This is a genomic window from Variovorax sp. YR566 (assembly GCF_051992195.1).
In the GTDB taxonomy this organism is placed as follows: domain Bacteria; phylum Pseudomonadota; class Gammaproteobacteria; order Burkholderiales; family Burkholderiaceae_C; genus Variovorax.
This window is the reverse complement of the sequence record NZ_CP197092.1, coordinates 3,157,529-3,178,109: the sequence shown is the minus strand read 5'-3', so window position 1 is coordinate 3,178,109 and position 20,581 is coordinate 3,157,529. Positions and strand designations below refer to the sequence as shown.

Genomic DNA, 20,581 nt, shown 5'->3' with positions numbered 1-20,581 from the left:
AGCTTTTTCTTTCCTCTTCAGCGCATGCGCCAGAGCACTGGCGCGATGACCGCAGCCCAGCGCAGCAGGCGCCTCGGCTTGATCACCGCCACGGCCGCCGCGGCAACGACGCCGGTGGCCACGGGATGTGCACGGGCGATGCGCAAGGCCGCAGCAGCAGCCGATTCATTGGGCGGAGGCGCTTCGCCTTCGCCCGAGCCGCCCGCAGGCTGTGCCTCGCGTCCACCCTGCAGCGTCGCGATGCGCTCGCGTTGACGCTCCATGCGCGCCAGCAGCTCTTCGCGCGTGGCCGGCCGCGGGGGGCGCGGCGCTTCTTCGTCCTGCTCCGGATCCTTGCCCAGGCCGAAGCTGTCCTGGACCCAGGCCCAGTCGCGCTCGAACTCTTGGCGTGCCGGCACGAAGCTGTTGGACGCATTGCGCAGGGTCAGCAGCAAGCCGACGGCGGCCGCCAGCCAGAGCACGATCCACACGCCTGCCACCGACCACGCAGCGGTGATGCGGTACGGTGTTTCCCAGAAATGAACCACCACCGCCACGGACAGCAAGGCCACCGTGACCGTGGTGAGCCCCAGCACGGCCAGACTGAAGACGAGCATCAGCTTGAGGCGCTGCTTCTCGTCCTCCCAGGCCATGCGCAGCAATTGCACCCGGTCTTCGGCCGCCAAGGCGCCTTCGGCCGCGGCAATGCGCAGCCGGCGAATCCGGGCGTTCAGCCCGAACAGGGACAGCAGCCTCATGGGCTGGCTCCGGCCATGTCCGGATGAACGATCTTGCTGCCGTGCGCGCTCAGGTCAGCGGCGGCCAAGCAGCAGGCCCACCAGCACGCCGACGGCCAGTGCGGCACCGGCGATCTGCCATGGTTCGTCGTGGGCGTAGGCGTTGGCGGAAGTGGCCGCTTCACGGGCCTTCTTGGCGGCGAGCTTGCTCTTCTCGGCCGCGAGTTCGCGTGCGATGGCCAGCTTGGTGTCGATGCGCTGGCGCAGCGCCTTGATGTGGGGAACCGAATCCAGGTCCTTGCTTGCCAGCACGCCGCGCACGTCGCTTGCAATGTCTTCGGCTGCTGCTTCAAGATTTTGGGATGCACTCATTGGAAACTTTCCTCCGTGATGACACCGGCACCGCGCCGGCGGCTTCGCGCCAGCAAATGGCGTGCTGTCATGTTACAGGCTCAAAAGACCCTCAGGCGCTACAGATGTGCAGACTTTGACGCGAGATGCCACTTCGCGACGTGCAAAGCGCGCTTCACGCGTCCGCCAGCAAGCCGGCCACATGGCGCCCGATGGCCAGGCTGCTCGTGAGGCCTGGCGACTCGATGCCGAAGAGATTGACCAGCCCCGGCACACCGTGCGATGCAGGTCCGTCGATCATGAAGTCGGCCGCCGGCTCGCCCGGGCCCGAGATCTTCGGCCGCATGCCCGCGTAGCCCGGGATCAGGGCGCCATCGGGCAGCGCGGGCCAGTACTTGCGCACCTCGGCATAGAAACCCTCGCCGCGGGCCGGGTCCACCACAAGCTCACCGGCCGAAGACACCCACTGCACGTCGGGCCCGAACTTGGCCTGGCCGCCCAGGTCGATCGTGAGGTGCACGCCCAGCCCGCCCGGCTCGGGCACGGGATAGATCAGACGCCCGAACGGCGCTCGCCCCGACAGGGTGAAGTAGTTGCCCTTGGCGAAGTATTCCCTGGGCACCGCCGAGGCCGGCAGGCCCTCGAAACGCCGCGCCAGCGCAGGGGCACCGAGACCCGCTGCATTGACCACGCTGCGGCAACGCAGCGCAGTGCCATCCTCAGCCATCAGGACGATGGCGCCATCGCCGCATTCGGCACGCACGATGGGCGATTTCAGTGCCAACATGCCGCCCGCATTCTCGAGGTCGCCGAGCAGGCTCAGCATGAGCGAGTGGCTATCGACGATGCCTGTGCTCGGCGAATGCAGCGCCGCCACGCAATGCAGCTGCGGCTCCATCGCCACAGCCTGCTGCGCGGTGATCAACGTCAGATCACCGACGCCGTTCGCAGCCGCCTTCGTCCGGATGACATCGAGCTGGTCCGCCTGCTCGGGCAAGGTCGCCACGATCAGCTTGCCGCAGCGCCTATGCGGCACACCACGCTCCGCCGCGTAGGCGTACAGCATTTCCTTGCCTTCGACGCACAGCCTCGCCTTGAGCGAGCCCTGCGGGTAGTAGATGCCGGCGTGAATGACTTCGCTGTTGCGCGAACTTGTCCCCGTGCCGATGGCACCTTCGGATTCGAGCACCAGCACTTCCCGGCCCGCGAGCGCCAAGGCGCGCGCCACTGCCAGCCCCACCACACCAGCGCCGATGACAGCGCAATCTATTTCGTCCATCGCGCGAGCTTAGCGCGGCTCGCTCGCGGATTTCCTCATTGCACGGAGGGCGGCGGCTCCGGATCGGTGGGTTCGTCGGGTGGCGTCTCAGCCCCTTCGTCGGGCTCGACGGGCAGGTTCGGCGTGACGGGGGTCGGAAGATCTGGATGAGTGGCCATGGCGGTGCTCCTTGCCCATTAGTTCTAGGCCGCCACTACGGGAAGTTCAACAGCCCTTGGCTGCACTTGCCGTCGGTGCAGGCCGACAGTTCAGTCGATGAATGAAGTCGGCGCGACAAACGAAAACGGCACCCGAAGGTGCCGTAAGTCGTTGCTTTGAATGGTGGGCGGTGGAGGTTTCGAACCTCCGACCCCAGCAGTGTGAATGCTGTGCTCTACCCCTGAGCTAACCGCCCGAAACGCTGCTGTTTGACTGCAGCGTTCTGAAAACGTATCGCGTTGTGCGAAGCCTCAGATTATGCCATAGCTTTTCAGCCGATTTCGCGAAACAGCGTGCGACCGCCGCTCGATTTGTCGAGTTGCCCCAACACCGCTTCGTGCGCGGTCAGTTCGTGCTCGGCGGCCAGGATCACCGGCAGCTCGAACTGGCTCAGGTCGATGGCTACCACGGTGGTGCCCAGCTGAGGCTCGTTCGAAGCCACGTCGATCAGCAGCGCATCCTGGCCTCGCGTGAGGTTGATGTAGACGTCTGCCAGCAGCTGCGCGTCGAGCTTGGCGCCGTGGAAGGTTCGGTTCGAGCGGTCGACACCGAAGCGGTCGCACAGCGCGTCCAGCGAATTGCGCTTACCCGGGTACACCTGCTTGGCCATGGCCAGCGTGTCGGTCACTTCGCTGACGAAGGTGCGCAGCGGCGGCAAACCGGCACGCTCGAACTCCTTGTTGAGAAAGCCGACGTCGAAGGCCGCGTTGTGAATGATCAACTCGGCATCGCGCAGGTACTCGACGATGTCGTTGGCCAGGGTGGCGAACTTCGGCTTGTCGCGCAGGAAGTCAGTCGTCAGGCCGTGGACCTTGAGTGCGTCCTCGTGGCTCTCACGCTCGGGGTTGAAGTAGATGTGCAGGTCGTTGCCGGTGAGCTTGCGAGCGAACAGCTCCACGCAGCCGAGCTCGATGACACGGTCGCCGTTCTCCGCAGAGAGGCCGGTGGTTTCGGTATCAAGAACGATCTGGCGCGACATCAGTGGTTTTCCTTGGCGTGGTTGATCGAGTACTTCGGAATCTCGATGGTCACATTCTCCTGCGCCAGGATCGATTGGCAACTCAGGCGCGACTGCGGCTCCAGGCCCCAGGCGCGGTCGAGCAAGTCTTCTTCGCCCTCTTCCGCCTCGTTCAGCGAGTTGAAGCCCTCGCGCACGATCACGTGGCAGGTGGTGCAGGCGCAGCTCATCTCGCAGGCATGCTCGATGTTGATGTCGTTGTCGAGCAGCGCCTCGCAGATCGAGGTGCCGGCGGGCGCGGTGATTTCAGCGCCCTGCGGGCAGTACTCGGGATGCGGGTAGATCTTGATCGTGGGCATGTTGTTGTTCTAGAGAGATTCGACCTTGCGGCCGGCAAGTGCGCGCGCAATGCCCGCGTTCATTCGCTGTGCGGCAAAGGCCTCGGTGTCGTCGGCCAGCTTCTTGGTGGCAGCCTCGATGGCGGCGGCCTCGTTGCTGCCCTTGGCGGTTTCACGCAACTGCGCCATCGATGCGTCTATGACGGCGCGCTCTCCGTCGCTCAGCAGGTCGCCATCGGCATCGAGCGCGCTCTGCGTGGCGAGCAGCATGCGATCGGCATCGACGCGCGCCTCGACCAGCGCGCGGGCCAGCATGTCCTGCTGCGCCGTGGAAAAGCTCTCCTGCAGCATGGTCGCGATCTGGTCGTCCGACAGGCCGTATGACGGCTTGACCGCCACGCTGGCTTCGACGCCGCTGCCCTGCTCCTTGGCACTCACGCTCAGCAGACCGTCTGCGTCGACCGTGAAGGTCACGCGGATGCGTGCCGCGCCGGCCGCCATCGGCGGGATACCGCGCAGCGTGAAGCGCGCGAGGCTGCGGCAGTCGGCCACGAGATCGCGCTCGCCCTGCACCACATGCAATGCCAGCGCAGTCTGGCCGTCTTGATAGGTCGTGAAGTCCTGCGCCATCGCGGTGGGGATGGTCTGGTTGCGCGGCACGATGCGCTCGACCAGACCGCCCATGGTCTCGATGCCGAGTGAGAGCGGGATCACGTCGAGCAACAGCAGCTCGCCCGCGCCGTTGTTGCCGGCGAGCTGGTTGGCCTGGATGGCAGCACCGAGGGCCACGACTTCATCAGGGTTCAGGTTGACCAGCGGCTCGCGGCCGAAGAACTCGGCGACGGCGCTGCGGACCTGCGGCATGCGGGTGGAGCCGCCGACAAGCACGATGCCCTGCAGGTCGTCGGGCTTGAGCTTCGCGTCGCGCAGTGCCTTGCGGACGGCAGCAATGGTGCGATCGGTGAGCGGCCGCGTGGCGGTGTAGAACTGTTCGCGGGTCAGGTCGAACGAAGCGGTCTTGCCTGCCACGTCAGCCTTGAACAGGGCCGATTCCGAATCGGTCAGCGCCTCTTTCGCGGCCCGTGCGGCGACCAGCAACGCTGCCTTGTCGGCATCGCTGCCGGCTTGCAGGCCCGTCTGCGCGAGCACGAAGCCGGCCAGCGCGTGGTCATAGTCGTCGCCGCCAAGGGCCGAATCGCCACCCGTGGCGATCACTTCGAACACGCCCTGCGTGAGCCGCAGGATCGAGATGTCGAAGGTGCCGCCGCCCAGGTCGTAGACCGCGTAGACACCTTCGCTCGCGTTGTCGAGGCCATACGCGATGGCGGCCGCCGTGGGCTCGCTGATAAGACGCAGCACGTTGAGGCCGGCGAGCTGCGCAGCATCCTTGGTCGCCTGGCGCTGGCCTTCGTCGAAGTACGCCGGCACGGTGATGACAGCACCGTAGAGCTCGTCGTCGAAGGTGTCCTCGGCACGAAAGCGCAGCGTGGCCAGGATCTCGGCGCTGATCTCGACCGGCGACTTTTCGCCCGCCAGGGTCTGCACCTGCACCATGCCGCCATCGCTGCTGCCGATGCGGTACGACATCGCTTCGCGGTTCGCGATGTCGGCCAGGCCGCGGCCCATGAGCCGCTTCACCGAAGTGATCGTGTTGGCCGGGTCCTTGGCGCGCGCCGCCAGCGCATCGAAGCCGATCTGGCGGCGGTCGTTTTCAAGGTAGCGCACGGCCGAAGGCAGCAGCACGCGACCCTGGTCGTCGGGCAGGCATTCGGCCACGCCATTGCGCACCGCGGCCACCAGCGAATGGGTGGTGCCGAGGTCGATGCCCACGGCAATGCGACGCTGATGCGGGTCGGGCGCCTGGCCGGGTTCTGAAATCTGAAGAAGAGCCATGCCTCTATTGTCCCAACTGATCGAATCTGGCTTCGACGTCCTGTCCGAAGCGCTCAATGAACATGAGGGCTCTCACCTGCTGCGCGGCGGCGGGGTAGTCGCCTTTTTCGTCGATCAGCCAGTCGAGCGACGACAGTGCGCGGGCGCGAGCAGCCTCGACCTCGGCCTGGAGTTTCTCGAGCGAAGCGGCGTCTTCGACATCGTCGAGCGCCTCGCGCCACTCCATCTGCTGCATCAGGAACTCCGGCGGCATCGCCGTGTTGTTCTCGGCGTTCAGCGGCGCGCCGTGCATCTCGCAGATGTAGCTGGCGCGGTGGATCGGATCCTTGAGCCGCTGGTAAGCCTCGTTGATGCGCACCGACCACTGCATGGCCACGCGCTGCGCGGCGGCGCCCTGCGCGGCAAAGCGGTCCGGGTGGGCTTCGCGCTGCAGCTCTTTCCAGCGCGCGTCGAGCACCGCACGGTCCTGCGCGAAAGTCGCCGGGACGGCGAACAGTTGAAAGTCGGTGTCGTTCAGGTTCATGGCAAGAAAAAACCGCCAGCACATGACATGGTGGCGGCTGTTGTCGCGGTCAGCGACGGCGCATCAGATGCGAAAACTTTCCCCGCAGCCGCAACGGTCGCGTTCGTTGGGGTTGATGAACTTGAAACCCTCGTTCAGGCCCTCGCGCACGAAGTCGAGCTGCGTGCCGTCGATGTAGGCCAGGCTCTTCGGGTCGACCAGCACCTTCACGCCGTGGTCTTCGAACACCACGTCTTCAGGCGTGAACTCGTCCACGTACTCGAGCTTGTAGGCCAGGCCGGAGCAGCCCGTGGTCTTCACGCCCAGCCGCACGCCCACGCCCTTGCCCCGTTTGCCGAGGTAGCGGGTGACGTGTCGCGCAGCGGCTTCGGTCAGCGTGACGGCCATGTCAGTGGACAGCTTCGGCAGCAGCAGCTTCGGTCTTGACGCCGTGCTTGGCCTTGTAGTCGCTCACGGCGGCCTTGATCGCGTCTTCGGCCAGGATGGAGCAGTGGATCTTCACGGGCGGCAGCGCCAGCTCTTCGGCGATCTGCGCGTTCTTGAGCGCAGCCGCTTCGTCGAGCGTCTTGCCCTTGACCCATTCGGTCACGAGCGACGACGACGCAATGGCCGAGCCGCAGCCGTAGGTCTTGAAGCGTGCGTCTTCGATCACGCCGGTTTCGGGGTTGACCTTGATCTGCAGCTTCATCACGTCGCCGCAGGCCGGTGCACCGACCATGCCGGTGCCTACCGAGTCGTCGCCCTTTTCGAAGGAGCCGACGTTGCGTGGATTTTCGTAGTGGTCGATGACCTTGGAAGAATATGCCATGGTGTACCTCTCAAACTTTGTTCAATCGTGGAGCCTGGTGCGGGCCTGCGTCAGTGGGCCGACCACTGGATCGTGCTGATGTCGACGCCGTCCTGGAACATCTCCCACAGGGGGCTCAGCTCACGCAGCTTGGCAACGTTGTGCTTGATGGTCGAAATGGCGTAGTCGATTTCTTCTTCGGTCGTGAAACGGCCGATGGTCATGCGAAGGCTGCTGTGGGCCAGCTCGTCGCTGCGGCCCAGGGCGCGCAGCACATAGCTGGGCTCCAGGCTGGCCGAGGTGCAGGCCGAACCCGACGACACCGCCAGGCCCTTGATGCCCATGATCAGCGACTCGCCTTCGACGTAGTTGAAGCTCATGTTCAGGTTGTGCGGCACACGGTGTTCGAGGTCGCCGTTGATGAACACCTGCTCGACATCCTTCAGGCCATCGAGCAGACGCTTCTGCAGGCGGCGCGCATGGGCGATGTCGTCCTTCATTTCGAGCTTGGCGATGCGGTAGGCCTCGCCCATGCCGACGATCTGATGCGTGGGCAAGGTGCCCGAACGCATGCCGCGTTCGTGACCGCCGCCATGCATTTGCGCCTCGAGCCGCACTCGCGGCTTGCGGCGCACGTACAGCGCGCCGATGCCCTTGGGGCCGTAGGTCTTGTGCGAGGCGAGGCTCATCAGGTCGATGGGCAGCTTCGTGATGTCGATGTCGACCTTGCCGGTGGCCTGGGCCGAATCGACGTGGAAGATGATTCCCTTTTCGCGGCAGACATTGCCGATCGCGACCACGTCCTGGATCACGCCGATTTCGTTGTTCACGAACAGCACGCTGGCCAGGATGGTGTCAGGGCGGATCGCGGCCTTGAACTTTTCAAGGTCGACGAGGCCGTTTTCCTCGACGTCGAGGTAGGTGACTTCGAAGCCCTGGCGCTCGAGTTCGCGCATCGTGTCGAGCACGGCCTTGTGCTCGGTCTTCAGGGTAATCAGGTGCTTGCCCTTGCCCTTGTAGAACTGGGCCGCGCCCTTGAGCGCGAGATTGATCGATTCGGTCGCGCCCGACGTCCAGACGATTTCGCGGGGATCCGCATTGATCAGGTCAGCCACCTGGCCGCGCGCCTTCTCGACCGCCTCTTCAGCCTCCCAGCCCCAAGCGTGACTGCGCGACGCCGGGTTGCCGAAGTGTTCGCGCAACCAGGGAATCATGGCGTCGACCACACGCGGGTCGACCGGCGTGGTCGCGCCGTAATCGAGATAGATCGGGAAATGAGGAGTTACGTCCATGGCTGGCTCGTGCTGGCGTGGGGGTTGTTTTTTGATCTGGGCGGCTCAAGGTGGCGCCCGAAGGCGCCGCCGGGGACTCAGTACTCAGGACTTGGCGAAGGCGTTGCCGAGGGCGAACACCGAATTCGGTGCGTTCACGCGGATCGGCTTGACCACCGGCTGGGCCGAGATCGCACGCTTGACGACTGGCTTGTTTTCGATCTGCACGCCCTTGGCGATCTGGTCGTCGACCAGCTTCTGCAGCGTGACGGAATCGAGGAACTCGACCATGCGCTGGTTCAGCGAGGCCCAGAGCTCGTGCGTCATGCAGCGGCCGGCTTCGCCGAGGCAGTTTTCCTTGCCGCCGCACTGGGTGGCATCGATGGGTTCATCGACGGAAACGATGATGTCGGCCACGGTGATGTCCGCGGCCTTGCGACCGAGGCTGTAGCCGCCGCCGGGGCCGCGGGTCGACTCGACCAGCTCGTGACGGCGCAGTTTGCCGAACAGCTGTTCGAGGTACGACAACGAAATCTGCTGCCGCTGGCTGATCGCAGCCAGCGTGACCGGACCGGTGTTCTGACGCAACGCCAGATCGATCATTGCTGTGACCGCAAAACGGCCTTTGGTAGTGAGACGCATCGCAAGCTCCTTCAAGTGCTTACCGTTGAAATGACACCGTGGTCCTGGACCGCGGTGACTTCGTCTCCGCCCTGCCCGACCCCTGACGCTGGTGAACCAGTCGGTAGGAGTCGGTCCTTCATCGCGAAGTTCTTTTCTTGTTGTTGACTGTTTCGCTCAAGTATAACAGAAGCCCCCGAGGTCTGCTGGGGTAAACCCCAGCGCGGTTCGCTTGAAGAATGCGAACGTCTGACCTACTGCGGCGGTATCGCGATGTTGTCGCCGCCCGACGCCCCGAACGCCTGCTCCCGCAGCAGCGCCAACTGGTCGCGCACCCGGGCTGCCTTCTCGAATTCGAGGTTGCGGGCGTGTTCCAGCATCTGCTTTTCCAGCCGCTTGATCTCCCGGGCGATGTCCTTTTCGCTCATGTCCTCGACCTTGGCGCGTTCCAGGTCGAGCTTGGCCATTTCCTTGCCCGTTTTCTCGCTGTAGACACCGTCGATCAGGTCGCGCACCTGCTTGACGATGCTGCGCGGCGTGATGCCGTTGGCTTCGTTGTAGGCAATCTGCCGGGCACGGCGGCGCTCGGTTTCGCCGATGGCCTTCTTCATCGACTCGGTCATCCGGTCGGCGTAGAGGATGGCCTTGCCGTTCAGGTTCCGCGCTGCGCGGCCAATGGTCTGGATCAGCGAGCGCTCTGCGCGCAAGAAGCCTTCCTTGTCGGCGTCGAGGATCGCCACCAGCGATACCTCGGGAATATCCAGCCCCTCGCGCAGCAGATTGATGCCCACCAGCACGTCGAAGGTGCCCAGGCGCAGATCGCGCAGGATTTCCACCCGCTCGACCGTGTCGACGTCACTGTGCAGGTAGCGCACCTTCACCCCGTTGTCGCCCAGGTAGTCGGTCAGCTGCTCGGCCATGCGCTTGGTCAGCGTGGTGATCAGCACGCGCTCGTTCTTGTCCACGCGCACGCGGATCTCGCCCAGCACGTCGTCCACCTGATGCGTGGCGGGCCGCACCTCGACCTCGGGGTCGATCAGTCCGGTGGGCCGCACCAGCTGTTCGACCACGTTGCCGGCATGGTCCTTCTCGTATTGCGCCGGCGTGGCCGAAACGAAGATGCACTGGCGCATGCGCTTTTCGAACTCTTCCATCTTGAGCGGCCGGTTGTCCAGCGCACTCGGCAGTCGAAAGCCGTACTCGACCAGCGTGGTCTTGCGCGCCCGGTCGCCGTTGTACATGGCGCTGAGCTGGCCGATCATCTGGTGACTTTCGTCGAGGAACATCAGCGCGTCCTTCGGCAGGTAATCGGTCAGCGTTGCCGGCGGGTCGCCTGGCGCAGCGCCCGAGAGGTGGCGCGTGTAGTTCTCGATGCCCTTGCAATGGCCGATTTCGGCGAGCATTTCGAGGTCGAAACGGGTGCGCTGCTCCAGCCGCTGCGCCTCGACCAGCTTGCCCGCCCCCACCAGTTCCTTGAGCCGATCGCCAAGCTCGATCTTGATGGTTTCCACCGCCGCCATGACCTTGTCGCGCGGCGTGACGTAGTGGCTCGACGGATACACGGTGAAGCGCGGCACCTTCTGGCGGATGCGGCCGGTCAGCGGGTCGAAGAGCTGCAGCGACTCGATCTCGTCGTCGAACAGCTCGAAGCGGATCGCCAGCTCGCTGTGCTCCGCCGGGAACACGTCGATGGTGTCGCCCCGCACGCGAAAGGTGCCGCGGGCAAAGTCCTGCTCGTTGCGCAGGTACTGCATGCGGATGAGCCGCGAGATCAGGTCGCGCTGGCCGACCTTGTCGCCGACGCGGGCAATCAGCCGCATCTCCATGTAGTCCTCGGGCGTGCCGATGCCGTAGATGGCGCTCACCGTGGCCACGATGACGGTGTCGCGCCGCTCCAGCACGCTCTTGGTGGCCGACAGCCGCATCTGCTCGATGTGCTCGTTGATCGATGAATCTTTCTCGATGAACAAGTCGCGCTGGGGCACATAGGCCTCGGGCTGGTAGTAGTCGTAGTAGCTCACGAAGTACTCGACGGCGTTCTTCGGGAAGAACTCTCGGAATTCGCTGTAGAGCTGCGCCGCCAGCGTCTTGTTGGGCGCAAACACGATGGCCGGGCGGCCCAGCCGGGCGATCACGTTGGCCATGGTGAAGGTCTTGCCCGAACCGGTCACGCCCAGCAGGGTCTGGAACACTTCGCCATCGATCACGCCCTCGACCAGCCCCTCGATCGCTTTCGGCTGGTCGCCGGCCGGTTGATAGGGCTGGAAAAGCTCGAAAGGCGAGTCCGGATAGCGGATGAATTCCCCCTGTTTCGCCGGCCCGATCGGGTCCAGTTTCTTCAGGTCTGCTATGGCTTCGTTGTTCTCTGGCATGGCTGTTCCCGACAGGTGGCGCTCGCGCCGGTAAAATTCAAGGCAACCGGAAAGGATAAAGCCTCCTCCGGTTGCAGCGAAGCTTTCATCCCAAAGGACCTTTCCATGTCTATGTTCACCGCGGTCGAAATGGCGCCGCGCGACCCGATCCTCGGCCTCAACGAGCAATTTGCAGCCGATACCAACCCCAACAAGGTCAATCTCGGCGTCGGCGTCTATTACGACGACAACGGCAAGCTGCCACTGCTGCAGTGCGTGCAAGCGGCAGAGCAGAACATGATGAAAGCGCCCACGGCGCGCGGCTACCTCCCCATCGACGGCATTGCCGCATACGACAACGCTGTCAAGGCGCTGGTCTTCGGCGCCGACAGCGAACCCGTCACCTCGGGCCGCGTGGCCACCATCCAGGCCATCGGCGGCACTGGCGGCCTGAAGGTCGGCGCCGACTTCCTGAAGAAGCTCAACCCCAACGCCAAGGTGCTGATCAGCGACCCGAGCTGGGAAAACCACCGCGCGCTGTTCACCAACGCCGGCTTCGAAGTCGAAAGCTACCCCTACTACGACGCCGCCAAGCGCGGCATCAACTTCGACGGCATGCTGGCCGCGCTCAACGCAGCCCCTGCCGGCACCGTCGTCGTGCTGCACGCCTGCTGCCACAACCCGACCGGCTACGACATCACGTCGCAGCAGTGGGACCAGGTCGTCGCCACTGTCAAGGCCAAGGGTCTCGTGCCTTTCCTCGACATGGCCTACCAGGGCTTCGGCTACGGCCTGAAGGAAGACGGCGCCGCCGTCGCCAAGTTCGTCGATGCCGGCCTGACCTTCTTCGTCTCGACCTCGTTCTCCAAGAGCTTCAGCCTGTACGGCGAGCGCGTGGGCGCCCTGTCGGTGCTGTGCGAGAGCAAGGAAGAAGCCGGCCGCGTGCTGTCGCAGCTCAAGATCGCCATCCGTACCAACTACAGCAACCCGCCCACGCACGGCGGCGCCGTGGTGGCCGCGGTGCTCGGCAACCCCGAACTGCGCGCCCTGTGGGAAAAGGAACTGGGCGAGATGCGCGTGCGCATCAAGGCCATGCGCCAGAAGCTGGTCGACGGCCTCAAGGCCGCCGGCGTGAAGGAAGACATGAGCTTCATCACCACGCAGATCGGCATGTTCAGCTACTCGGGCCTGAGCAAGGACCAGATGGTGCGCCTGCGCAATGAGTTCGGCGTGTACGGCACCGACACCGGCCGCATGTGCGTGGCCGCGCTCAACAGCAAGAACATCGAGTACGTCTGTGCCTCGATCGCCAAAGTCATCTAGGTGACAACAAGGTGTGAGGGAATCGCCTTCGCGACGATTCCTTCACATTCTGTGGAAGAAGGCTCCTCGCGGCGGGGCCGATGTAGGGGTTAGGCCCCCTGCAATGCAGCGAATGCGCTGATATATTGCACCGCAACATTCCACTCCAAGACCAGCGATGCTCTATCAACTCTACGAAGCCCAGCGTTCCCTGATGGAGCCGTTCTCGGACTTCGCACAGGCTGCCTCCAAGCTCTACGGCCAGGGCGCCGTGTGGGGCCAGCTGCCCATGGCCCAGCGCATGGCCGCCGGCTACGACCTGCTCTATCGCCTCGGCAAGGACTACGAGAAGCCCGAGTTCAACATCAAGTCCGTCAAGGTCGACGGCGAAGAGGTCGTGATCCAGGAGGCTGTCGAACTCGACAAGCCGTTCTGCGAGCTGCGCCGCTTCAAGCGCTTCACCGACGAGCCGCACATTCTCAAGACGCTCAAGAGCCAGCCCGTGGTGCTGATCGTGGCGCCCCTGTCGGGCCACTACGCCACGCTGCTGCGCGACACCGTGCGCACCATGCTGCAGGACCACAAGGTCTACATCACCGACTGGAAGAACGCGCGCCTCGTGCCGCTGTCCGAAGGCGAGTTCCACCTCGACGACTACATCAACTACGTGCAGGAGTTCATCCGCCGCCTGCAGGCCGAATACGGCAACTGCCACGTGGTGAGCGTGTGCCAGCCGACGGTGCCGGTACTCGCGGCCGTGTCGCTCATGGCCAGCCGCGGCGAACAGCTGCCGCTGACCATGACCATGATGGGCGGCCCCATCGACGCACGCAAGTCGCCGACCGCGGTGAACAACCTCGCGATGAACAAGAGCTACGAGTGGTTCGAGAACAACGTGATTTACCGCGTGCCGCAGGGCTTTCCGGGCGCGGGCCGCAAGGTCTACCCTGGCTTCCTGCAGCACACCGGCTTCGTGGCGATGAACCCCGACCGCCACGCCAGCAGCCACTACGACTACTTCAAGGACCTGATCAAGGGCGATGACGCCAGCGCCGAGGCCCATCGCAAGTTCTACGACGAGTACAACGCCGTGCTCGACATGGACGCCGATTACTACCTCGAGACCATCCGCACCGTGTTCCAGGAATTCGACCTGGTCAACGGCACCTGGGACGTCAAGAACCCCCAGGGTCAGGTGGAGCGCGTGCACCCGCAAGACATCCACTCGACCGCCCTGCTCACGGTCGAAGGCGAACTCGACGACATCTCGGGCTCGGGCCAGACCGAAGCGGCGCACAGCCTGTGCACCGGCATCGCCAATGACAAGCGCGAGCACTACGAAGTGAAAGGCGCCGGCCACTACGGCATCTTCAGCGGCCGCCGCTGGCGCGAACTGGTCTACCCGAAGGTGCTGAAATTCATCGCGGCCAACGACCAGCCCCAGAGCCGCGCCGGCAACCGCGGCGGCCTGGCCGCCGAAGACAGCATCAAGCCCGGCCGCAAGGTGCCCGCCGTCGCGGCCAAGAAACTGCCGGCAAAGAAGGCCACGGCCGTGGCAGTGAAGAAGCCCGTCGCGCGCAAGAAGCCCGGCACCGGTGCGGCGCGCTGAAGAGCGCACGCAACCTCATCACCAAGTGAACGGGCTGGCCGCACGCATCAACGACGCACTGCCTCAAACGCAGTGCACACGGTGCGGCTACCCGGATTGCGCAGGCTACGCACAGGCCGTGGCTGACGGCGAGGCCGGCATCAACCAGTGCCCGCCGGGCGGCGCTGAAGGCATCGAGCGGCTCGCACTGCTCACCGGCCGCGCAACGCTCCCCCTCGATCCCCAGTTCGGCACCGAAGGCCCGCGCGCCATGGCCGTCATCGACGAGGCCTGGTGCATCGGCTGCACGCTGTGCCTCGACGCCTGCCCCACCGACGCCATCGTCGGCATCAACAAGCGCATGCACACCGTGATCGAGGCCCACTGCACGGGCTGCGAACTGTGCATTCCGGTCTGCCCCGTCGATTGCATCTCGCTCGAAGTCGAGACGCCGGGCCTCAGCGGCTGGCAAGCCTGGTCGGCCGAGCAGGCCGAAAGTGCCCGGCACCGCTACGAAGTGCATGGCAGGCACCGCAACACCGACGCCCGGCTGGCCGAAACGGCGCCCGAGCCCGAAGCCCCGCAAGACGCCGGCGCCCGCAAGCGCGCCATCGTCGAAGCCGCCCTGGCGCGTGCCCGCGCCGCCTCGCAACAACGCCCACCAGCCACCAAACCATGACGCTCGACACCCTGCTCATCTACATCGTCGCTTCGCTCGCGCTGGCCCTGATTCCGGGGCCAACGATGCTGCTGGCGCTGTCCAACGGCATCGAGGGCGGCATGCGCCGCGCGAGCTGGGGCATTGCGGGTGCGTCGCTCGGCAGCATCACCCTGATCGCCGTCGTCGCGCTCGGACTGGGCTCGTTGCTGGCGGCCTCGGAGTGGCTCTTCAATGCGATCCGCGTCGCAGGCGTGGCCTACCTCGTATGGCTGGGCATCAAGCTGTGGCGCAGCGAAACCACCGACCTGCGCACCGCGCTGGCCAAGTCGCCGCTCGAAGTCCGTCCGCAGGGCCGTGTCGCGCTGCTGCGCAGCCTGATGGTGGCGCTGTCGAACCCGAAGACGGTGCTGTTCTTCGCGGCATTCCTGCCGCAGTTCGTCGACATCGCGAAGCCGCAAGGCCCGCAGTACCTGCTGCTGGGTGCAGTGTTCGTCGTGCTCGATACCTGCGTGATGCTGGCCTATGCATCGGCCGGCACGCAGGCCGTGCGCTTCCTCTCGCAGCGGGGCCTCAGGGCAATGAACCGCGGTTGCGCGGCCGGCATGTGGTTGCTCGCGGCTACCCTGGCTGTGTGGCGCCGCCCCGGCGCTTGAAGAGCAACAGCAGCACACCCGCCAGTACCACGGCCACCGCATACCACTCGAAGCGCGTGACCGCCTCGTTGGCGATCCACACGCCCAGCAGCATCGCGATCACCGGGTTCACGAAGGTGTAGCTCGCCGCCAGCGCGGCCGGCGCCCTGGCCAGCAGCACCATGTAGGCGTTGAAGGCAATCAGCGAGCCGAACACCACCAGATAGATCCACGCAGCGACCGCTTCGGCCTGTGGCGGCCAGCTCATCGTTTCGCCAGACACCGCGGCGAGCCCCATCAGCACCACGCCGCCGCAGAGCATTTCGCTCGCGAAGCCCATCGCACCGGACGCCAGCGGCAGGCTGCGCTGGCTCAGCACGCTGCCAAGCGACCAGCAGACGCAGGCAATGCAGATGGCAACCAGTCCTTCGGGCGAAGAGCGGAAGCCGCTGCCCTGCGTGAGCATCAGCACGCCGGCGAGGCCGAGAGCGATGCCCGCAGCTTCGAGCCGCGACGGCTTCACACCCCAAATCAAATTGAGCAGCGCAATCAGAAGCGGGATCACCGCGATGAACGCCACCACCAGCCCCGAACCGATCGACACCTCGGCGTTCGCCGTGCCGCCCATGCCGCCGCCCAGCATCAGCGCGCCGACGATGAAGGCGTTGCGCCACTGCACCAGCGAGGGCCACGGCGCGCCGCGCCAGCGCATCCACGCTGCCAGCAGCACACCCGCGACCAGGAAGCGCGAGCCCATCTGCAAGAACGGCGGAAAGCTGATCAGCGCGTACTTGATCGCAAGGTAGGTCGAGCCCCACACCACCCAGGTGGCGGCAAGGCAGAGCCACAGCAGCGGCGGCAATCCGGGGCGGCCCGCGGCTGGCGTGGCATGAGCGGGAGAAGCGAAGGTAGGCATGTCGAAGGTGTCTCTTCTGATTCTTGGTATTGGGTGCCGGTCATGGTATGAAAGCCGTCCCTCGGCAGCCATGCAGATTTCATGGTTCTGCCCTCGCCAAACCGTCGATTTGAAGGAGTTTCATGGACTTTCCCTTGAACCCCGCGCTGGACGCCCATGACACCCGCATCCTCGCCGAACTGCAGGCCGATGCGCGCCTGACCATGGCCGAACTGGGCCGCCGCGTGCACCTGAGCCAGCCGGCAGTAACCGAGCGCGTGAAGAAATTGGAGGCTGCGGGCGTCATCAGCGGCTACCGCGCCACCGTCAACCTCGGCAAGCTGGGCTACGGCATCCGCGCGATCATCCGCGTCGGGCGCGCGGACTACGACCTCGTCGTGAAACTGGTGCAGGACACGCCCGAATGCGTCAATGCCTACAACGTAACCGGAGAGGACAGCTGGATCCTCGAGATCGCGGTGATCGACGTGAGCCACCTCGACGCGGTGGTCACCAAGTTCTGCATCCTCACGGAGACGGCGACCTCGATCATCCTGAATCCGGCGCGCGAGCATCAGGCGATGCTGCCGCCTCAGCGCTCCGACGTGAAGCCGCCGATCAGGAAAGTGCTCAACGCGTAGCAGCGAGCGCGCTGAACGCCGCTACCACCTCGGGCGGCGCCTGCACCATCTCGATGAGCACGCCCTCGCCCGCGATCGGAAACTCGTCGTTCGCCTTCGGGTGCAGGAAGCAGATGTCGAAGCCGGCGGCACCCTTGCGGATGCCACCCGGCGCAAAGCGCACGCCCTGCGCCGTGAGCCATTCGACGGCCTTGGGCAAGTCGTCGATCCACAGCCCCACGTGATTGAGCGGCGTCGTGTGAACGGCGGGCTTCTTCTCCGGGTCCAGCGGCTGCATCAGGTCGACCTCGACCTTGAACGGGCCCACGCCCATCGCGCAGATGTCTTCATCCACGTTCTCGCGTTCGCTCTTGAACGTGCCCGTGACTTCGAGCCCCAGCATGTCGACCCACAGCTTCTGCAGCCGCAGCTTGTCGGGTCCGCCGATGGCGATCTGCTGGATGCCCAGCACCTTGAAGGGGCGTGCGACAGTGGTCATGCGGCACAGCCTTCCGGCTGCTCCTGAACCTGCCGCGCATTCAGGCCCAGCTTGCGCAGCAGCACCGTGTCGGCTTCGACGTCGGGATTGCCGGTAACGAGCAGCTTGTCGCCGTAGAAGATCGAATTTGCGCCCGCCATGAAGCACAGCGCCTGCACCGCGTCGCCCATCTGCTGTCGGCCGGCCGACAGGCGCACGCGCGCGGTCGGCATGGTGATGCGCGCGACCGCGATCATGCGCACGAAGTCGAAGGGGTCGACCGGGTCCGAGTCGGCCAGCGGCGTGCCGGGCACGCGCACCAGGCTGTTGATCGGCACCGATTCCGGGTACGGATTCAGGTTGGCCAGTTGCGCGATCAGCCCCGCACGGTGCACCGGTGCTTCGCCCATGCCGACGATGCCGCCGCAGCACACGCTGATGCCCGCGCTGCGCACATGGGCCAGCGTGTCGAGCCGGTCCTGGTAGGTGCGTGTGTCGACCACGTCGGTGTAGTACTCGGGCGCGGTGTCGAGGTTGTGGTTGTAGTAATCGAGGCCCGCGGCCTTGAGCTGGTGCGCATGGTGCGGCTCCAGCATGCCGAGCGTGGCGCAGGTCTGCATGCCGAGCCCCTTCACGGCCTCTACCAGCACGGCCACCTTCTCCACGTCACGGTCCTTCGGGGCGCGCCATGCGGCGCCCATGCAGAAGCGCGTGGCACCGGCATCCTTGGCGGCCTGCGCGGCGCGCAGCACCTCGTCGACCTCCATGAGCTTCTGCGCCTTCACGCCGGTATCGAACTCGGCCGACTGCGGGCAATAGCCGCAGTTCTCGGGGCAGCCGCCGGTCTTGACCGACAGCAGCGTGGCCAGCTCGATGTCGCCTTCGGGGAAATGCTGGCGGTGCACGGTCTGCGCCTCGAACAGCAGGTCCATCAGCGGCTTGTCGAGCAGCGTCTGGATCGCCTCGACGGACCACGGGCCCTCGGTCTTGGAGGCAGCGGCCTTCGCGGGCCGGTGCAGCGTGATCGCCTGTTGCAAGTCGTTGGCACCCATCAGTTGAACTCCAGAATGATTTGATCGACGGCGAGCGATTCGCCCTTGCCCGCCGAAATCTTGCCGACCACGCCGTCCTGCGTGGCGAACAGCACGTTTTCCATCTTCATGGCCTCGATCACGGCCAGCTTCTCGCCAGCGCGCACCTGCTGGCCCGGCTGCACCGACACCTCGACCAGCAGGCCCGGCATCGGTGACATCAGGAACTTGCTCAGGTCCGGCGGCGCCTTGTAGGGCATCAACTCGAGCAGGCGCGCGCCCAGCGGCGACAGCACCATCGCCTCGATCTGCGTACCGTCATGCGACACGCGCAGCGCCAGCGGGCTCTTGCCCGCGCCACGCTCCACCTGCGCGGTGAAGGGCTTGTCGTTGACCGTGCCCTGCACGCGGATCGCTCCCAGCGCCAGGCTGCTGTCGATCTTGTAGGTCTTGCCGCCCACGGCCACTGCGCTCGCGCCGGTCTTGCCATGGAAGTCGGTGACCGACACCGGATGGTGCACGTGTTTGCCTTCCGGCCCCAGCTCGACCACCACGAACTGCTCGCCCACCTTCACGCCGTGGCCTTCGAGCTGCCCGCTGATGCCCGAGGCACGCGCGCGGTAGCGGCGATGCACGTAGGCCGCGAGCGCGATCAGGAACGACGGATCGGCGTGCGGCACGTCTTCCGCGTGGAAGCCCTTGCCGTAGTGCTCGGCGATGAAGCCGGTGTTGAAGTCGCCCGCCACGAACTTCGGATGCGCCAGCAGCGCCGCCTGGAACGGAATGTTGCTGCTGATGCCGCGGATCACGAAGCCGTTGAGCGCCTCGCGCATACGTGCGATCGCATGCTGGCGGTCCTTGCCGTGCACGATGAGCTTGGCGATCATCGAGTCGTAATACATCGGGATCTCGCCGCCGTCGTACACACCCGTGTCCACGCGCACGCCTTGCAGGTGCTCGGTGTCGCTCGCGAACATGGTCTCGCCCGGCGGCTGGAACTTCACCAGCCGGCCGGTCGACGGCAAGAAATTGCGGAACGGGTCTTCGGCATTGATGCGGCACTCGATCGCCCAGCCGTTGCGCTTCACCTCGGCTTGCGTCAGCGGCAGCTTCTCGCCGGCCGCCACGCGGATCATCAGCTCGACGAGGTCGAGGCCGGTGATGCACTCGGTCACCGGGTGCTCCACCTGCAGGCGCGTGTTCATCTCCAGGAAGTAGAAGCTCTGGTCCTTGCCGACCACGAACTCCACCGTGCCCGCGCTCTGGTACTTCACGGCCTTGGCCAGTTGCACCGCCTGCTCGCCCATCGCCTTGCGCGTGGCGTCGGAGATGAAGGGCGACGGCGCCTCCTCGATCACCTTCTGGTGGCGCCGCTGGATCGAGCACTCGCGCTCGTTCAGGTAGATCACGTTGCCGTGCGAGTCGCCCAGCACCTGGATTTCGATGTGGCGCGGCTCCTCGACGAACTTCTCGATGAACACGCGGTCGTCGCCGAAGCTGTTGCGCGCCTCGTTGCGGCATGAGGTGAAGCCCTCGAAGGCTTCCTTGTCGTTGAAGGCCACGCGAAGGCCCTTGCCACCGCCGCCGGCCGAGGCCTTGATCATCACGGGGTAGCCGATGTCCTTGGCAATCTCGACGGCGCGCTCAGCCGTCTCGATGGCGTCGTTCCAGCCCGGAATAGTATTGACCTGGGCTTCGTTCGCGAGCTTCTTCGAGGCGATCTTGTCGCCCATCGCTGCAATCGAATAGTGCTTCGGCCCGATGAAGGCGATGCCTTCTTCCTCGACCTTGCGCGCGAAGGCTTCGTTCTCCGACAGGAAGCCGTAGCCCGGATGCACGGCCTCGGCGCCAGTTTGCTTGCATGCCGCGATGATGCGGTCGGCCTGCAGGTAGCTCTCGCGGCTGGGCGCTGCACCGATGTGCACGGCCTCATCGGCCAGCTCGACGTGGCGGGCTTCCTTGTCGGCGTCGGAATAGACAGCGACCGTGAGGATGCCCATCTTCTTCGCCGTCTGAATGACGCGGCAGGCGATTTCGCCACGGTTCGCAATCAGGATCTTCTTGAACATGCTCTTCTTCTCCGTGCCG

The 20,581-nt window shown here is 65.3% G+C and carries 22 protein-coding genes and 1 tRNA gene; 5 read left to right on the top strand and 18 right to left on the bottom strand.

Annotation, left to right across the window (positions count from 1 at the left end; all coding sequences use genetic code 11):
* Positions 1-17 precede the first annotated feature (17 nt).
* The 14 genes from ACTG4X_RS14735 to uvrB all read right to left on the bottom strand — a co-directional run bounded on the left by ACTG4X_RS14735 (position 18) and on the right by uvrB (position 11,307).
* Positions 18-737, bottom strand: a complete 720-nt coding sequence (locus ACTG4X_RS14735) for a phage holin family protein (protein ID WP_440534161.1) — start codon at positions 735-737, stop codon at positions 18-20.
* Positions 738-791: 54 nt separating this feature from the next.
* On the bottom strand, positions 792-1,088 hold the full coding sequence (locus ACTG4X_RS14730) for a glycine zipper domain-containing protein (protein ID WP_093052316.1): 297 nt from the start codon (positions 1,086-1,088) through the stop codon (positions 792-794).
* A gap of 154 nt (positions 1,089-1,242) precedes the next feature.
* Positions 1,243-2,346, bottom strand: a complete 1,104-nt coding sequence (locus tag ACTG4X_RS14725; RefSeq protein ID WP_440534160.1) for an NAD(P)/FAD-dependent oxidoreductase — start codon at positions 2,344-2,346, stop codon at positions 1,243-1,245.
* A gap of 35 nt (positions 2,347-2,381) precedes the next feature.
* Positions 2,382-2,504, bottom strand: coding sequence for a stereocilin (locus tag ACTG4X_RS14720; protein ID WP_093052323.1), 123 nt, complete (start codon positions 2,502-2,504; stop codon positions 2,382-2,384).
* 161 nt (positions 2,505-2,665) lie between these two features.
* A tRNA-Val gene (locus ACTG4X_RS14715) sits at positions 2,666-2,740 on the bottom strand.
* 75 nt (positions 2,741-2,815) lie between these two features.
* Positions 2,816-3,523, bottom strand: coding sequence for a DNA polymerase III subunit epsilon (gene dnaQ, locus ACTG4X_RS14710; protein ID WP_440534159.1), 708 nt, complete (start codon positions 3,521-3,523; stop codon positions 2,816-2,818).
* Positions 3,523-3,861 carry an ISC system 2Fe-2S type ferredoxin gene (gene fdx, locus ACTG4X_RS14705; protein WP_007828193.1) on the bottom strand — a complete coding sequence of 113 codons (339 nt, stop codon included), beginning with the start codon at positions 3,859-3,861 and terminating at the stop codon, positions 3,523-3,525. Before fdx ends, dnaQ begins: the two co-directional genes overlap by 1 nt.
* Before the next feature lie 9 nt (positions 3,862-3,870).
* Positions 3,871-5,733 (bottom strand): Fe-S protein assembly chaperone HscA, encoded by a 1,863-nt coding sequence (hscA, locus tag ACTG4X_RS14700; RefSeq protein WP_440534158.1) that lies wholly within the window; start codon positions 5,731-5,733, stop codon positions 3,871-3,873.
* A 4-nt stretch (positions 5,734-5,737) separates the two neighbouring features.
* Complete coding sequence (gene hscB / locus ACTG4X_RS14695) at positions 5,738-6,256, bottom strand: Fe-S protein assembly co-chaperone HscB (protein ID WP_440534157.1); 519 nt, start codon at positions 6,254-6,256, stop codon at positions 5,738-5,740.
* Between the two features lie 63 nt (positions 6,257-6,319).
* Positions 6,320-6,643, bottom strand: coding sequence for an iron-sulfur cluster assembly protein IscA (gene iscA / locus ACTG4X_RS14690; protein ID WP_007828190.1), 324 nt, complete (start codon positions 6,641-6,643; stop codon positions 6,320-6,322).
* A gap of 1 nt (position 6,644) precedes the next feature.
* Positions 6,645-7,064, bottom strand: a complete 420-nt coding sequence (gene iscU / locus ACTG4X_RS14685) for a Fe-S cluster assembly scaffold IscU (protein ID WP_093052335.1) — start codon at positions 7,062-7,064, stop codon at positions 6,645-6,647.
* Positions 7,065-7,114: 50 nt separating this feature from the next.
* Positions 7,115-8,335, bottom strand: a complete 1,221-nt coding sequence (locus ACTG4X_RS14680) for an IscS subfamily cysteine desulfurase (protein WP_093052338.1) — start codon at positions 8,333-8,335, stop codon at positions 7,115-7,117.
* Between the two features lie 84 nt (positions 8,336-8,419).
* Complete coding sequence (gene iscR / locus ACTG4X_RS14675; RefSeq protein WP_007828186.1) at positions 8,420-8,956, bottom strand: Fe-S cluster assembly transcriptional regulator IscR; 537 nt, start codon at positions 8,954-8,956, stop codon at positions 8,420-8,422.
* Positions 8,957-9,189: 233 nt separating this feature from the next.
* Positions 9,190-11,307 carry an excinuclease ABC subunit UvrB gene (uvrB, locus tag ACTG4X_RS14670; protein ID WP_440534156.1) on the bottom strand — a complete coding sequence of 706 codons (2,118 nt, stop codon included), beginning with the start codon at positions 11,305-11,307 and terminating at the stop codon, positions 9,190-9,192.
* A gap of 105 nt (positions 11,308-11,412) precedes the next feature.
* On the opposite strand from uvrB, the gene ACTG4X_RS14665 reads away from it, so the two are divergent.
* From ACTG4X_RS14665 to ACTG4X_RS14650, 4 genes are all read left to right on the top strand, one after another.
* Entirely contained in the window at positions 11,413-12,609 is a 1,197-nt protein-coding gene (locus tag ACTG4X_RS14665; RefSeq protein ID WP_440534155.1) for an amino acid aminotransferase, read from the top strand.
* A gap of 157 nt (positions 12,610-12,766) precedes the next feature.
* Positions 12,767-14,197 carry a polyhydroxyalkanoate depolymerase gene (locus tag ACTG4X_RS14660; RefSeq protein ID WP_440534154.1) on the top strand — a complete coding sequence of 477 codons (1,431 nt, stop codon included), beginning with the start codon at positions 12,767-12,769 and terminating at the stop codon, positions 14,195-14,197.
* 25 nt (positions 14,198-14,222) lie between these two features.
* Positions 14,223-14,855 carry an RnfABCDGE type electron transport complex subunit B gene (locus ACTG4X_RS14655; RefSeq protein ID WP_440534153.1) on the top strand — a complete coding sequence of 211 codons (633 nt, stop codon included), beginning with the start codon at positions 14,223-14,225 and terminating at the stop codon, positions 14,853-14,855.
* Positions 14,852-15,490, top strand: coding sequence for a LysE family translocator (locus ACTG4X_RS14650; RefSeq protein ID WP_093052353.1), 639 nt, complete (start codon positions 14,852-14,854; stop codon positions 15,488-15,490). Before ACTG4X_RS14655 ends, ACTG4X_RS14650 begins: the two co-directional genes overlap by 4 nt.
* Here ACTG4X_RS14650 and yedA read toward each other — a convergent pair.
* Positions 15,456-16,385, bottom strand: a complete 930-nt coding sequence (yedA, locus tag ACTG4X_RS14645) for a drug/metabolite exporter YedA (RefSeq protein ID WP_440534152.1) — start codon at positions 16,383-16,385, stop codon at positions 15,456-15,458. The genes ACTG4X_RS14650 and yedA overlap by 35 nt on opposite strands.
* 122 nt (positions 16,386-16,507) lie before the next feature.
* On the opposite strand from yedA, the gene ACTG4X_RS14640 reads away from it, so the two are divergent.
* Complete coding sequence (locus ACTG4X_RS14640) at positions 16,508-17,005, top strand: Lrp/AsnC family transcriptional regulator (RefSeq protein ID WP_093052359.1); 498 nt, start codon at positions 16,508-16,510, stop codon at positions 17,003-17,005.
* Here ACTG4X_RS14640 and ACTG4X_RS14635 read toward each other — a convergent pair.
* The 3 genes from ACTG4X_RS14635 to accC are packed head-to-tail and all read right to left on the bottom strand — an operon-like array spanning position 16,995 to position 20,562.
* Complete coding sequence (locus ACTG4X_RS14635; RefSeq protein ID WP_093052362.1) at positions 16,995-17,483, bottom strand: VOC family protein; 489 nt, start codon at positions 17,481-17,483, stop codon at positions 16,995-16,997. The two genes, ACTG4X_RS14640 and ACTG4X_RS14635, sit on opposite strands and share 11 nt — an antisense overlap.
* On the bottom strand, positions 17,480-18,514 hold the full coding sequence (bioB, locus tag ACTG4X_RS14630) for a biotin synthase BioB (RefSeq protein ID WP_093176609.1): 1,035 nt from the start codon (positions 18,512-18,514) through the stop codon (positions 17,480-17,482). Before bioB ends, ACTG4X_RS14635 begins: the two co-directional genes overlap by 4 nt.
* A complete protein-coding gene (gene accC / locus ACTG4X_RS14625; RefSeq protein WP_440534151.1) occupies positions 18,514-20,562 on the bottom strand; it encodes an acetyl-CoA carboxylase biotin carboxylase subunit in 2,049 nt (682 codons plus the stop codon). The genes bioB and accC overlap by 1 nt, the downstream gene beginning before the upstream one ends.
* Positions 20,563-20,581 lie beyond the last annotated feature (19 nt).